The following is a 13,343-nucleotide window of genomic DNA, read 5'->3' as shown; positions in this document are numbered from 1 at the left end:
GCTGAAATCTTAGGCTTATGCTTCAGCTTCAACCTCCGCCAGAATCCTGAGCACGGCGAGTGCCTGATGCGCCGCGACGAGCATGACGCGCGGGGCGCAGACGCCGTTGCCGTTCTCCGATGAGGTTTCGAAGTCACCACAGGCTATGAGTTTCCCGGCGAGGTGCATCGTGCGGATGGTATTTGCAGGCTCGAGCCCGCCCAGCCCCGACGCCGTCACGAGCCACAAAGCCCGCTTTTCCTGCCTGAACCATGCGTAAATCATCGCTTTAGTAGCGGCATCGTCTACAGCCTCGACAAGGACGTCGCAGTCCTGAGCGAACGCATCAAGGTCCTCTTCTTCGATCCGGGTGGGCCACAGCTCGAGCTCAATTCTCGGGTTCAGTGCTTCCATCTGGGAGGCAAGCGCCTCGGTCTTTGCCTGGCCGACATGCGCCGAGAAATAGTGCTGGCGGTTCAGATTTTCCAGCGAGACAGTGTCGAAGTCGGCCAGCCTGAATGATGTGATTCCCGCCCTCGCGAGCATCATCGCTATGTTCGAGCCGAGTCCGCCCAGGCCGATGATGCCGACTCTCTTGCCGGCAATATGCTCGAGGGCAGGAGGATTGCGGGCCAGGAAGTCGGCCCCTTTTGCCTGCCCTCCCGGCTTCGCCGTTTTCGGCCCATGCATGTTCGCCGCGACCATGCTCAGCCCCCGCCTACCGGCAGGTAGATGAACATCCGGTCGCCGTCCTTGAGCACCCGGTCATGGCTCGAGCGCTCGCCGTTGATAATGGGCACAATGTATTTTCGGTACGAACCGGTGAGCTTGCACATGTCGAGAATAGACGCGGCGGTACTCCCGTTTGGAGCTTCCACCACAGTGCCGGATTTTATGCCTTCTATTTTCAGAAAGCCAATATATTCGAGCGTAATTTTCATCGCGGTCCTCGTTGAGAATAGTAACCGTGCGATCTGCAGGCCTCTCTTGGCTGCAGTATTTCTCTTCTAATCAACATGCATTCAATTGTCAAGGCTGCAGACCCTGCGCTGATTGTGGATTCGACTTTCTTTATTGCTTGTGCCGCAAAGCAATATATTTTTGCGAGATCGTTTCTGTTCCGGGTCCTATTTTGATGTGACTTTGCATAGGCAAAACCAGCTTCCAATAGTCTTAATTTCGATACCTTTTTGACGAAGATCTTTGGCCTGCTGAGGGATGGATGAAATAGCCGCCTCGAAATACAAAACCAAATCAATAGCACTCAAGCCTCTTCTTGCTTTTTTCTTAGCATCGCTTCGAGCTCCTGAAAATCGTTCTTGACAATTTCCAAGAGCATTGGATCGAGGGGCATCGAGGCCATGGTGCGGACCGCTTGCTCAGGGGACGTGGCTTTGTGATAAGGGCGGTCAGCGGTGAGCGCTTCGTAGACATCGGCAATTGCAATAATTCGTGCAGCAAAGGGGATTTCGTCTCCTTTGAGCCCTTCCGGATAGCCGGATCCATCTATCCGCTCATGGTGATGCAAAACTATATCCGACAAATGCGAAATTTCTGGATACAGCCTGAAAATTTCAGCTCCTAAATTGGCATGTTTTTTCATGATTTTGAATTCTTCGTCTGTAAGCTTGTCTTGTTTATCGATGATGTGTTCCGGAACGCCAATTTTGCCGATATCATGCAAAAGTGCCGCAATAGTCAAGTTTCGGAGGGCAGCTCCCCGCAAGCCTGCTTTTTTGCCAATAAATTCGCTAATAAGCGCGACTTTGCGCGAATGGTTTGCCGTATAGCTGTCTTTGCGTTCGAACAGACTGATAATTCGATATAATCCATCTTCGTGATAGTGGTTCCGGATACTTTGTTGCTCAAATGTAGTCATTAAGAGCACTACAAGCAGAGCGACCGATATAGCACTTAAATAATGGCCAATGCCTAAGAGGCTTTTCGAAGCCGCCGCGTTAAAACCAAAAGGCAATGGATAACCTTGGTCCGCTATTTTCAAAACATGTCTGCTATCGAGCTGGCTTAAAAGCTTTTTGTAATTGAATTCTGCGAGGACATATACTCCCTCGAGGGGATTCTGACCTAGATCGTCGAAAATTCTGAATCGGATTGCCAATGCGTTGCCTTGCTTTGCTATCTGGTACATCTGTTCGACATTAAGTGCTTCTTTCTGGATCGTCACAGTTTCAATATATTTAGGCTCAAGCTCTTTGATCTTATCAAATTGCTCTTGATAGAACTGAATATTATCTGTCGCAATAGCATGTCTCATTTGGTCCCATTGGAAAAACCCGTACGAAACGATGTTTGCTGTTTGCTCAACAATAATCTGCGAAGAATGTTGTATAGACTCGATATACATTGAAAAATCGTGTGATTTTAGTCTGTAAAAGCCATAGAGCGAGGTGAACAGAACAAGCATAAACAAAAAAATATAAAAGCCCTGTATCTTTTTAGGTGCGTAGTTTAATTGCGGGAATCGCATCTCGTTAATCCATCTGGTGCAGTGTGAGAATGGAGAAAATTCTCTGGTAGAATATATACATTTCCTTTACTTGTATAGAGGTTGAACTGCCTGCAGTGTGAATATTCACCTCGATGCCGTCTTCTTTCAGGCTTCCCTGCAGAGTCAGGATTCAGTCTCTTCCTTATGAAGCTGAATAAGATGACCCTTGACGATCCGAAAATGCCTGCATAACGAGCGCTTGGCTGCGAGGCGGGCAACTGGCGCGCGGTTTACATATATACAATGTCGACAAGGCCGAGCAAGCCAAAATCCACTGCAGCAGCGCTACTACGCATATAAGCTCGGTGCGGTCACTTCATTATGACTTGTTGGTCAGCAGGTGTTTTTCCCCCAAACAATTGCGCGGTGTCGGCAAATCCGATGACCTTGCAGGCAGCATATTCAAAAGACCTGTCGCCGCCATACACGATGACTCCGGTCTCGAATGCGGGATCGAGCTTTCGGATAGCGGAGAACTTCTTGCAGAAATCCGCGGAAAATGTCCGCGATGCCTTGATTTCGATCGGCATGAGCCTATTCTCACGCTCAACCAGGAGATCGCACTCGAGTCCCTTGCTGTCTCGCAAGAAATAGAGATTGGGATTCATTCTTGCATTGAGGCACGCCTTGATTGCTTCCGAAACGACCAGATTCTCGAACATGCCTCCAAGAAGCGGATGCGTTGGAATCTGCTGAACATCCCGAATGCCGAGCAAGTAATTCACGAGCCCTGGTTCCAGAAAATACAGCTTTGGCGCCTTGATAAGCCGTTTCCCGAAATTGCGGAAATACGGCTTCAGCCGGTACACGATGAACGATGCTTCCAGAATACTCAACCATTCGGACAGCGTCGTCGAGCTGACACCGGTTGAGTTGGCAAGATCGCTCAGGTTGAGTATCTGGCCAACCCTGCCCGCAAGCAGTTTGAGGAAGGTTTCAAAAGCTAAAAGATTGCGGATCGACGCGATCTGACGCACATCGCGCTCGACATACGTCTGGTAGTAATTTCTATAGAGCATGCTCGGATCAAGGCCCTCCTGGTAGATTCGGGGCAGAAAGCCTGTGTAAAGATATTCGTCGCGATCCATGGCAATACCGGCATTGTTCAACTCCTCGATTGAAAGCGGCAGCAGCTCGAGCAGGGCTGTCCTGCCTGCTAGCGATTGGCTCACTTTCGCCCTGATATGCAGCTGGTGGCTTCCTGTAATGATGTAGCGCCCTCTCTCATCCGGATGCTCGTCGACATCGACCTGGATATAGAGAAGCCATGAGACGCGTACCAATTTAATTCGTTCTATTGAAATAAAATAGCGCACATTGGTACAAAATTCAAGTAGAAATTGGAAATTGTGCAAATATCCTTTCCGGTGGATAATCTCGCCGCTATGGGCCAGGCCAGTCAGCTAACTTCTTTCATCCTGGCGATTTCCGGGATAGAATCGGACAGATGAGAGGCACGCTGAAATGAACATCACAATCCGCAATGAAACCCCGGAAGACTTCAGGAGGGTGGAAGAGATCACCCGCGAGGCGTTCTGGAACCTCTACGTCCCGGGATGCGTCGAGCATTACCTGGCCCACGTCATGAGAAGCCACGAGGATTTCATGAGGGAGCTGGATTTCGTCGCTCTTGCGGACGGCAGGCTTGTCGGGAACATCATGTACACGAGGTCCTTCGTCGAGAACGAGCAGGGCGGGAGGCTGGAAACAATCACCTTCGGGCCGGTGAGCGTCCTTCCCGAGTACCAGCGGAAAGGCATAGGGTCAGCATTGATCCGGCACACCATCCAGAAGGCGAGGGAATCCGGGCACGCGGCAATCATCATCTACGGGAGCCCATACAACTACTGCAAGCATGGGTTCAAAAGCGGCAGGGACTTCAACATCGGCAACGCGGAGGGCAGGTACCCCTTCAGCCTCCTCGTGCTCGAGCTGAAGGAAGGCGTATTCGCCGGCCATGCGTGGAAATATCACGAGAGCGTCGTATTCGGCATCGACCCAGCGGCCGCGGAAGAGTTTGACAGGACCTTCGAGCCCAAGGAGAAAGGCTGGCGGTACACCCAGGAGGAGTTTTCGATAGCGTGCCGTCATTAAGAATTAGTTTTCAACGCACAGATGAGCAAATACAGCCAGGCTCAGAGATAAAAATCAACTGGAATCAGATATTTGCTTCAGATGATCAAATTTTGCAAAATCCTAGTACTTTGCTTTTGAGACCTAAATATACAGTTGCGATGTTCATGGGTGAGAAGGAGCTATATTCCCATGAAGCAACTATAATTATTGCTTTCTCAGTAATAGATCAATCGGCATTCGAAAAAGCATGGGAAAATGATGAAGCACGAAAGATTTTCCACGAGAAGCAAATAATGAAAACACTATGGCCAATTCTGCGTCAGCAGGTACTCGATGGCATGACTCGCTTAGGATTACCTGGCATTCCGTTGCCTTGGATTATTTAAATACAATGACTCTAGTTTGAAATTGGTCATAGAAAAAGGAACCATCAATAAAATTACTCTTAAAAGAATCAAGCCGTTTACACAAAATACGTTACTGGCTCGATGAGGCATTACGGCGCGAAATTGAAAAAATCGCAAAACGCTGTGCAGCCCTTGGGAAAAGTCTCGTGTTGCACCTCTGCCATTCCTCCTCATCCCGTCATCATGTCAAAAATCTTGTTCATCCTTTTCTGAATTCTGAATAACCGTCCTAAAAAATCAACTCCTTACGGCATGATGGCATACACCGCAAGCGCTTCCGCGCGAGTGGAATCGGAAGCTACAACAGAAAGGCCGCGGGTTATCGCCGCTGCAGCCGGACCCTGCAAGTCGGAAAAGTCAGCTTCCATGGTGGCAAAAGGCTTGGTTGACGTGATGGCTTTTATGTATTCGGTGCCGAACGGCATGCCGAGAACATAACTGAATTTGTCCTCGCTTCCCGGGAAGCGCATTGCCTGGCCCGCCTTGATCTGATCTCCTCCCTTAAATCTGTACACTTATAATGTCAGCATCATGGAAAGTCCAAAGGGGGGCTAGACAAAAGAACTCATTTTAGTTCTCTGAAATATACCTTCAAGTGCTTGCTGCATTTGTTGTCGAAAGTGGCCCCTATGCCTCCTCATTCGCTACTCAACAAACGCCCGATTATACTCCTTCTTGTCTTTCTGCCTTGCGTATGTAACAGTTGCATGCCAATAACAAGCGTTTATCTGCTATTCTTGCCTAATGGTTTCGCTTAGATTTTCGATACGGCAATGCGGCGGCTTTCAGAACTTTGTTCAGCATTGTATAATCATGGTATGCCAAGAAAACCCAAAGCGCTATCAACAGCGAGTTACAAGGAAGACAAGTCTACAGATGCAACACCGACTGTAACACAGGAACCGAACAGAGCCTTTACACCCCGCCCTTCGGGCTATATCCAGTCAGTGGACAGAGCATTATCGATACTCGAAATCTTCTCGAGCCGTAAACCGGAAATTGGTGTATCGGAGATCGCCAGATTGCTTAATCTCAATAAAAGTACTGTATTTGGGTTGATAAGCACACTGGAACGCCGTGGTTATATTGAGCAGAATCCCGACAATGGCCTTTATAGGCTGGGGCTGAAAACGATTGAGCTCAGCCAGAATAAACTATCCGCTTTCAGTACGGCGGAGATTGCACATCCGATTTTGAGGAAGCTTGTCGACACGGTCAAAGAGACCGTACATCTCGCGATCTATGATAGAGGCGAAGTCGTTTATATCGATAAGGTGGAGTGCGATAATGCGCTAAGCATAGCTTCGTTTATCGGCAAACGGAATCCTGCATATTGCACGGGAGTCGGGAAGTGCCTTTTGGCATTTCAAACCGATGAGGAAATTGAGCGTGTTCTGAGGCGACCTTTGGAAAAACGCACCCCTAAAACTATTACTGAAATCAAAAGACTCAAGGATGAACTCGCAACAATTCGTAAATCAAAGATCGCCTATGATGATGAAGAATTCTCGATTGGGCTCAAGTGTTTTGCCGCACCAGTAATAGACGCTCGCGGGGCAGTGTGCGCTGCAGTAAGCATTTCCATTCCAACGATTAGACTCGATGTCGAGAGGGAATCATTTCTTGAAACTTCAGTCCGGGGTGCTGCAAAAGCAATTTCCGAAGCTCTTGGTTATCAAAACCAATAGTAATTTTTATTGACAGTTTCAGAAAACAGGTTTAACATAATTTATAATAAGAACACTGTGCTATAATATAGCACAGTGATAATCTCGATAAATACATGCGACAAGGAGGTATTTTTATGGAAGAGAAAAATCAGGCCAACCCCGAGATCGGAGAGAGCATTATCACAGGCGGTTTCAAGACCAACTATCATGATGTCGGCTCGGGTGATCCCGTGGTCCTCATCCATGGCTCGGGCCCAGGAGTCTCCGCCTGGGCAAACTGGCGCCTTGTCATTCCAAAGTTGGCTGCCCGCAGGAGGGTCATAGCGCCTGATATGGTTGGCTTTGGATACACAGAGCGTCCCGAGAACATCGATTTCAATATGGATATGTGGGGGAAACAACTCGTTGATTTCCTTGACGCCCTCAATCTCGAGCAGGTGGACTTGGTCGGGAACTCTTTTGGTGGTGCGCTTGCCCTCTGGATGGCTATATATCATCCAGATCGGATTCACAAGCTAGTTCTTATGGGTTCGATGGGTACGGAGTTCAAGATCACAAAAGGCTTGGATCATGTGTGGGGATATCAACCCTCCCTGGAAGCAATGCGGGTAGCCATCAATAGTTTTGTCTACGATAAAGCAATTGCGACCGAAGATCTCGTGAAAATGCGTTACGAGGCGAGTATTCGCCCTGGATATCAAGAGACTTTCGGCAGAATGTTCCCTGCTCCCCGTCAGAAGGGGGTCGATATGATGGCTTCGAAATACGCAGATATTGCTGCAATCCGACACGAAACACTCATTATTCACGGTAGAGAAGACGAGATCATTCCCATTGAGACATCAATGACATTATTTCAACTTATACCGAATGCGCAACTTCACATGTTTGGCAAGTGTGGACACTGGACGCAAATCGAACAGAATTTACGCTTCGTGGCTGTGGTTGAAGCTTTCCTTGCAGGAGAATTCTAATGGCTCTTTCTAAGTACGAAATTGATGCTGCCGCAAACGACCTTCATAATGCATGGGTAACCGCTAATCCAGTGACAAGGTTGTCGGACCGCTTTCCGAATCTCGATGTTGACAGCGCGTACGAAATACAGATGCTCAACGTTGAGCGGGCTCTTGCTGCTGGCAAAAAGATCAGTGGGAAAAAGATCGGCCTCACTTCCAAAGCAATGCAGAACATGCTCAATGTGGATACACCCGATTTTGGACACCTCTTTTCCGATATGGAAGTGAAAGATGGTCGAATTGAGCGTAGAAGGATGATCCAGCCAAAGGTGGAAGCTGAGATTGCATTTGTCCTCTCTCGTGATCTTGATATGCCCGGTGAAATACTCGTCGAGGACGTCCTCGAATCTACGGAATATGTTATTGCAGCTCTGGAAATTGTGGATACCCGCATAAAAGATTGGAAGATTAGCCTCGTCGATACGGTAGCCGACAATGCGTCTTCAGGTATGTATATCCTTGGAAATGTAAAGAAAAAAATATACGAAATAGACCTCAAAGCCGAAAAAATGGATTTGTTTAAAAATGGTGAGAAGATGAACTCTGGTTCTGGAACCGATGTGCTCGGTGATCCCGCCTTCTGTGTCGCCTGGCTGGCAAATAAGATGCGAAACTACGGGACGCTTCTGAAGAAAGGTGAAGTGATTCTCTCGGGAGCACTGTCTGCGGCGATCGCAGCTGAAAAAGGTGATACTTTCAAGGCGACATATTCGAGTCTAGGCGAAGTCGAAGTAACGTTTTACTAAGGAGCACACCTCAATGGCAAAAAAGATAAAGTCAGCCATCATTGGACCTGGCAACATTGGAACTGATCTGCTTTTCAAATTACAGCGAAGCCCTCTATTAGAAGTTGCTTATGTTGTCGGGGTAAAAGAATCACCAGGCATCGAAATTGCGAGAAAATTTGGAATTCCTACTACAATCAAAGGAATCGACGAAATGCTCGCAGTTGACGAGATCAAAATAGTCTTCGATGCAACCGGGGCCATACCTCATCTTCAGCATGCACCCAAGCTCAAGGCTGCGGGGAAAATAGCGATAGATCTGACGCCAGCTGCTGTGGGGCCCTATGTGGTACCCTCCGTGAACCTCGACGAGAGCATATTTGCGCTCGACAACGTTAATTTAGTGACATGCGCAGGGCAAGCAACGACACCTATTGTCTATGCAATTAACCGTGTTGCTGAAGTCTATTATGCAGAGGTCGTATCTTCAGTCAGCTCAAAAAGCGCAGGTCCCGGAACACGACAAAACCTTGACGAGTTTATTGAAACGACGACCAAGGCTCTTCAAACAATTGGTGGTGCTGATTCTGCAAAAACGATTATCGTACTTAATCCAGCCGAACCACCTATTTTAATGCGCAATACAATCCACACGAGGGTCCGGAAACCTGATTTAGCTGCGATACGTGCTTCAATCGATGACATTATCAAAAAACTACGAATTTATGTTCCTGGTTACCGGTTCCTCGTAGAACCAATCTTACAAGATGACGTCGTAACCACCGTCATTGAAGTGGAGGGGCTTGGAGACTTTCTTCCAAAATATGCAGGCAACCTCGACATCATCAACGCAGCAGCAGTGTTCATTGGCGAGCAATTCGCTCAAAGAATCCTGGAGGGAAGACGATGAGCAGAATATCCATTACCGATACAAGTTTGAGAGATGGCAGTCACTCTGTATCACATCAGTATACAAGCTCAGATGTAGAAAAGGTTGTCGCTGCTCTCGATGATGCAGGTATCGATATCATTGAAGTTACTCATGGCGATGGCCTGGGAGGCTCCTCTCTGACCTACGGCTATTCTGTAGAGAATGAACTCGATCTGGTATCAACCGCTGTGAAAGTGGCAAAAAAGGCAAAGATTGCAGTGCTGCTTGTTCCCGGTATCGGAACCCTCGAACTTCTAAAAGAAGCTCACAAGCGCGGTGCTTCGGTTGTTCGTGTCGCAACCCACATTACCGAAGCCGATGTCTCGGAGGAATACATCAAAGCAGCTAAGCAGATGGGAATGTTTGTTGTTGGTTTTCTGATGATGGCGCACATGGCGGACATCGACAAACTAGTGGAGCAGGCACGTATCATGGAATCCTATGGAGCAGATGTGATCTATGCAACCGATTCTGCAGGCGCGTTACTACCAGACGATGTCTATGCCCGGGTAGCGGCATTGAAGAATGCACTTCGTGTCCCAGTCGGTCACCACGCACATGATAATTTAGGCTGTGCAATAGCCAATTCTCTTGCAGCAGCTAAAGCTGGTGCAACTTATCTCGATGGTTCACTCGGTGGCATGGGGGCTGGTGCCGGCAATGCGGGAACCGAAATGCTCGTGGCAGCTCTCAAAAAGTCGGGATACGAAATTGGTGCTGATCTTTTCAAGACTATGGATGCAGCAGAAAAAGTGTTGCTACCTCTTGTTGTCGAAAAGGGAAAGCAGATGCCGCTCCATGATTCGAATTCGCTCATCATGGGATATGCTGGGGTATATTCCAGTTTCATGCTCCATGCCCGAAAAGCAGCCGAGCGATTTGGCATCGATGTTCGTAATGTGTTGATAGAGGTAGGCAAACGTAAAGCGGTCGGCGGGCAGGAGGACTGGATTATCCAAGTTGCATACGACCTTGCCAAAGCCACAGGAAAAGCCATCTGAAACCCGCGTGGAGGAACCTGGTGGCGTTTCGTTTCTGTAATTTAGAACGAAATGCTACATAGTAGCATTCATATAGATTTTATAGGAGGTCAGTGATGAAAAAGAGGCTCATTGGTGGGATGATTGTGGCTACAATGCTATTTGTTGTGGTCGGAGGCGCATTCGCGCAGAAAGAGATCAAGCTTGGGCATATTGCAGCTCCCAATACCGCATACGACAACTGGGCAAAGGAATTCAAGCGGCAAGTCGAAGAAGCATCCAACAACAAATATAAAATCATTATCTACGGTGGTGGACAGCTTGGAGGATCTACAGCTCTCATGGAAGGCTTGCAAGCTGGAAACATCCAGTTGGCAGTTATTACTACTTCAGATATAAACCAGTTCGTCAGAGAATTGGATGTACTCGATTTGCCGTTTCTGTTCCGGAATTGGGATCATGTTGAAAAATTCCTTGCCTCTGATGTAAATAAAAAGCTTTTGACCTTTGGAGATCAGTATGGTCTCCATTTCCTCAGCAATATGCCCCGCGGTTATAGACATGTTACAACAAGCGCCAAGGTCGGACCGATCACAAAGCCAGAGGATTTAAAAGGTGTGAAAATTCGTGTTGCGGAAAGCTCCCTTTATATCGACACATTCAAGGCACTCGGTGCAAACGCCCAGGCTATGGCTTGGGGAGAAGTCTACACAGCGCTCCAGCAGGGCACTGTTGATGCTCATGAGAATACTATTGTTACCACAAGGGATTACAAAATCAATGAAGTGCAGAAATATATGTCTGAAACTGGGCACGTTTTTGCATTCGCTACACTGATGGCTGGGTATGACTGGTTCAGAAAACTCCCTGCAGATGATCAGATTATCTTCCAGAAAGCTGCGAATGACTCAGCGATAAAGTTGGGTATCATTCAGAAGAATGACGAAGCAAAAGCGAAAGCCGATCTGATTTCAAAAGGCATGATTTTCAACAGTGTAGACACTGCCCCCTTTATCGAAAAGGTGAAACCGGTAATCGATAAATATGCCAAGGGAGAGATAAAGAAACTTTACGACGAGATTGTCGCCATTCGATGATAATTATTTAAGGTTCGCATTGAATGGAAAGAGGTCGATCCGCGATTGGTCGCAGGTATCGGCCTCTTTTATAGTTCACTGTTATTTTGGGAGTTATTCATGAAACTATTGTTTAAGATAAGCGACACAATTGACAGGATTTGTGGTTGGGCAATCGTGTCTCTCTTCTCTATCATGATAATCAGCTTCGCTTTACAGGTGATTCTACGATATTTCATCGGTACGGGGTTTAAATGGACAGAGGAACTTACCCGTTATGCAAACGTTTGGGCTGTTATGATAGGTTTTGCAATGATCGCCAAACGCAGAAATCACATCAATATCAGTGTGCTTGAAGAGATACTCAAAGGCAGGAACAAGAAATGGCTTATTATTGTACAGCAACTGATTTCGCTTGTCATATTCACAATCATGTTTATCATATCATTCAGATTGATCAAACTTGCCGGTAGCCAATTGACTACGAATATGCGCCTTCCGAAACGTTGGGTTTACTGGATATACCCTCCTGCATTTAGCGTGTTCGTATTCCAGACCTTCATCGGAATTCTACAGGGGATTCAGGATGTGAAAATGACCAGTGAGGTACAAGCATGACTCTTGTATTGTTCGGATCAGTACTGGTGCTTCTCGCTGTGGGTGCACCGATAGCTACTGCGATGGCAGGATCGGGACTTATTACGATTCTTCTTTCGGGTTTATTCAATCCAGAAAATGCTATAAATCCTGTGCAGGCAGTTCAAAGCTTTTTTAGCAGTATCGATTCAGTCGCACTGCTGGCTATTCCATTTTTTATTCTTGCCGGGGATCTCATGAACAAGGGAGGACTTGCGAAGCGGCTCGTAAACTTTGCAGGTATGTTTGTAGGGAGGATCACGGGTGGCCTTGGAATGACCGCAGTCCTCTCATGCATGCTCTTTGCGGCGATATCAGGATCTGGAATAGCCACTGCAGCAGCTATTGGTGGCGTCATGCTTGCGGGATTCAAAGATCACTCTTATCCAAAATCCTACGCTACGGCTATCGTGGCATCAGCGAGCCCAGTTGGTATCATTATACCGCCAAGCATTGCATTCATTTTGTATGGAACACTCTCCAAGGCATCTGTTGGTAGCTTATATAAAGTTGGTTTTCCTTCTGGGATACTCATTATTATTGCTCTGCTTGTTACAACATACTTGACCGCGAAAAAGCACAAGATTCCCCGGCCTGTTAGAGATCTCGGGAACAAATCAGTCAAAGAAGTTGTCATCGACACGCTTGTAGCCCTCGGCACGCCAGTTATTATCGTAGGTGGCGTATTCCTGGGTATCTTTACACCGACTGAGTCAGCGATTGCTGCCGTCATCTATTCTATCATTGTTGGTGTCTTTGTATTTAAGGAAATCAAGCTCAAAGATCTGCCAAGCATTTTAATGCAATCGGCAATTTCCTCTGCCGGTATAATGATAATTATTGCTGCGGCTTCGCTATTCGCATGGGTAATGATCTATCTTCAGATACCGCAAAAGGCTTTTGAGGCTGTCCTTTCACTTGGCATGAATAAATACACGCTACTCTTCGCTGTCAATATCACTGTATTGTTTGCAGGCATGTTCTTGGAGTCCTCAGCCATTCAGGTAATTATTGTGCCCCTTCTCTTGCCGATTCTCGAAGCACTCCATATCGATCTAGTGCACTTTGGCATTATTCTTACCACAAATCTGGCGATCGGAATGGTCACTCCTCCCTTTGGTTTAACTCTTTTAACCTCATCGCGTGTCCTTGGGGCCAGCTTGAAAGACTCGATTGCAGAAGTGTGGCCTTTCTTACTGTCATTGATTGTTGTATTGTTCATCATCACTTATTTCCCATCAGTGATCATGTGGGTTTTATAGGCGCATTTATCTGAATTTTGAAAAGACTGCGAAGAGCTGCTCGAGTGAGTGGCTCTTCATGTCTCTCTTTTCCGGC

Annotated in this window: 15 protein-coding genes; 10 read left to right on the top strand and 5 right to left on the bottom strand. The window is 47.2% G+C overall.

Features of this window, described 5'->3' with window-relative positions; all coding sequences use genetic code 11:
- Positions 1-15 precede the first annotated feature (15 nt).
- The 4 genes from thiF to GAP13_RS00735 all read right to left on the bottom strand — a co-directional run bounded on the left by thiF (position 16) and on the right by GAP13_RS00735 (position 3,804).
- A complete protein-coding gene (thiF, locus tag GAP13_RS00750; RefSeq protein ID WP_158905181.1) occupies positions 16-684 on the bottom strand; it encodes a sulfur carrier protein ThiS adenylyltransferase ThiF in 669 nt (222 codons plus the stop codon).
- Between the two features lie 2 nt (positions 685-686).
- On the bottom strand, positions 687-920 hold the full coding sequence (locus GAP13_RS00745; RefSeq protein ID WP_158905179.1) for a MoaD/ThiS family protein: 234 nt from the start codon (positions 918-920) through the stop codon (positions 687-689).
- Between the two features lie 323 nt (positions 921-1,243).
- On the bottom strand, positions 1,244-2,164 hold the full coding sequence (locus GAP13_RS00740; protein ID WP_158905177.1) for an HD-GYP domain-containing protein: 921 nt from the start codon (positions 2,162-2,164) through the stop codon (positions 1,244-1,246).
- A 635-nt stretch (positions 2,165-2,799) separates the two neighbouring features.
- The gene (locus GAP13_RS00735) at positions 2,800-3,804 is read right to left on the bottom strand and encodes an ATP-binding protein (protein ID WP_241864248.1); all 1,005 of its coding nucleotides are present in this window, start codon (positions 3,802-3,804) and stop codon (positions 2,800-2,802) included.
- Between the two features lie 148 nt (positions 3,805-3,952).
- Here GAP13_RS00735 and GAP13_RS00730 point away from each other — a divergent pair, with 148 nt between their 5' ends.
- Positions 3,953-4,582: a GNAT family N-acetyltransferase gene (locus GAP13_RS00730; protein WP_158905175.1), complete on the top strand. Its 630-nt coding sequence runs from the start codon at positions 3,953-3,955 to the stop codon at positions 4,580-4,582.
- Positions 4,570-4,950, top strand: a complete 381-nt coding sequence (locus GAP13_RS00725; protein WP_037384507.1) for a hypothetical protein — start codon at positions 4,570-4,572, stop codon at positions 4,948-4,950. Before GAP13_RS00730 ends, GAP13_RS00725 begins: the two co-directional genes overlap by 13 nt.
- Positions 4,951-5,216: 266 nt before the next feature.
- Here GAP13_RS00725 and GAP13_RS00720 read toward each other — a convergent pair whose 3' ends face one another.
- Positions 5,217-5,486 carry a DUF4384 domain-containing protein gene (locus tag GAP13_RS00720; RefSeq protein ID WP_158905173.1) on the bottom strand — a complete coding sequence of 90 codons (270 nt, stop codon included), beginning with the start codon at positions 5,484-5,486 and terminating at the stop codon, positions 5,217-5,219.
- 303 nt (positions 5,487-5,789) lie between these two features.
- Between GAP13_RS00720 and GAP13_RS00715 the strand changes: the two genes are divergently transcribed.
- From GAP13_RS00715 to GAP13_RS00680, 8 genes are all read left to right on the top strand, one after another.
- Positions 5,790-6,659, top strand: a complete 870-nt coding sequence (locus GAP13_RS00715; RefSeq protein WP_158905171.1) for an IclR family transcriptional regulator — start codon at positions 5,790-5,792, stop codon at positions 6,657-6,659.
- Positions 6,660-6,775: 116 nt separating this feature from the next.
- Positions 6,776-7,615 carry an alpha/beta fold hydrolase gene (locus GAP13_RS00710; RefSeq protein WP_037384513.1) on the top strand — a complete coding sequence of 280 codons (840 nt, stop codon included), beginning with the start codon at positions 6,776-6,778 and terminating at the stop codon, positions 7,613-7,615.
- Positions 7,615-8,403 (top strand): 2-keto-4-pentenoate hydratase, encoded by a 789-nt coding sequence (locus tag GAP13_RS00705; protein WP_037384516.1) that lies wholly within the window; start codon positions 7,615-7,617, stop codon positions 8,401-8,403. The genes GAP13_RS00710 and GAP13_RS00705 overlap by 1 nt, the downstream gene beginning before the upstream one ends.
- Positions 8,404-8,416: 13 nt before the next feature.
- A complete protein-coding gene (locus tag GAP13_RS00700; protein WP_037384518.1) occupies positions 8,417-9,292 on the top strand; it encodes an acetaldehyde dehydrogenase (acetylating) in 876 nt (291 codons plus the stop codon).
- Complete coding sequence (gene dmpG / locus GAP13_RS00695) at positions 9,289-10,314, top strand: 4-hydroxy-2-oxovalerate aldolase (protein ID WP_037384520.1); 1,026 nt, start codon at positions 9,289-9,291, stop codon at positions 10,312-10,314. The genes GAP13_RS00700 and dmpG overlap by 4 nt, the downstream gene beginning before the upstream one ends.
- Positions 10,315-10,409: 95 nt before the next feature.
- Positions 10,410-11,390, top strand: a complete 981-nt coding sequence (locus GAP13_RS00690) for a TRAP transporter substrate-binding protein (RefSeq protein ID WP_052076071.1) — start codon at positions 10,410-10,412, stop codon at positions 11,388-11,390.
- Positions 11,391-11,489: 99 nt separating this feature from the next.
- Positions 11,490-11,987, top strand: a complete 498-nt coding sequence (locus GAP13_RS00685) for a TRAP transporter small permease (protein ID WP_037384521.1) — start codon at positions 11,490-11,492, stop codon at positions 11,985-11,987.
- Complete coding sequence (locus GAP13_RS00680; protein WP_037384523.1) at positions 11,984-13,267, top strand: TRAP transporter large permease; 1,284 nt, start codon at positions 11,984-11,986, stop codon at positions 13,265-13,267. Before GAP13_RS00685 ends, GAP13_RS00680 begins: the two co-directional genes overlap by 4 nt.
- The last annotated feature ends 76 nt before the right edge of the window (positions 13,268-13,343 follow it).

Source organism: Rectinema subterraneum, assembly GCA_009768935.1.
GTDB classification, from domain to species: domain Bacteria; phylum Spirochaetota; class Spirochaetia; order Treponematales; family Rectinemataceae; genus Rectinema; species Rectinema subterraneum.
Note: the sequence above shows the minus strand (reverse complement) of the source record. Positions and strands in the feature narration are given on the sequence as shown.

Bases quoted from the DNA above. Each gene is read 5' to 3' on its own strand.
- thiF (WP_158905181.1), bottom strand. From the start codon at position 684: ATGGTCGCGGCGAACATGCATGGGCCGAAAACGGCGAAGCCGGGAGGG.
- GAP13_RS00745 (WP_158905179.1), bottom strand. From the start codon at position 920: ATGAAAATTACGCTCGAATATATTGGCTTTCTGAAAATAGAAGGCATA.
- GAP13_RS00730 (WP_158905175.1), top strand. From the start codon at position 3,953: ATGAACATCACAATCCGCAATGAAACCCCGGAAGACTTCAGGAGGGTG.
- GAP13_RS00715 (WP_158905171.1), top strand. From the start codon at position 5,790: ATGCCAAGAAAACCCAAAGCGCTATCAACAGCGAGTTACAAGGAAGAC.
- GAP13_RS00710 (WP_037384513.1), top strand. From the start codon at position 6,776: ATGGAAGAGAAAAATCAGGCCAACCCCGAGATCGGAGAGAGCATTATC.
- GAP13_RS00705 (WP_037384516.1), top strand. From the start codon at position 7,615: ATGGCTCTTTCTAAGTACGAAATTGATGCTGCCGCAAACGACCTTCAT.
- GAP13_RS00700 (WP_037384518.1), top strand. From the start codon at position 8,417: ATGGCAAAAAAGATAAAGTCAGCCATCATTGGACCTGGCAACATTGGA.
- dmpG (WP_037384520.1), top strand. From the start codon at position 9,289: ATGAGCAGAATATCCATTACCGATACAAGTTTGAGAGATGGCAGTCAC.
- GAP13_RS00690 (WP_052076071.1), top strand. From the start codon at position 10,410: ATGAAAAAGAGGCTCATTGGTGGGATGATTGTGGCTACAATGCTATTT.
- GAP13_RS00685 (WP_037384521.1), top strand. From the start codon at position 11,490: ATGAAACTATTGTTTAAGATAAGCGACACAATTGACAGGATTTGTGGT.
- GAP13_RS00680 (WP_037384523.1), top strand. From the start codon at position 11,984: ATGACTCTTGTATTGTTCGGATCAGTACTGGTGCTTCTCGCTGTGGGT.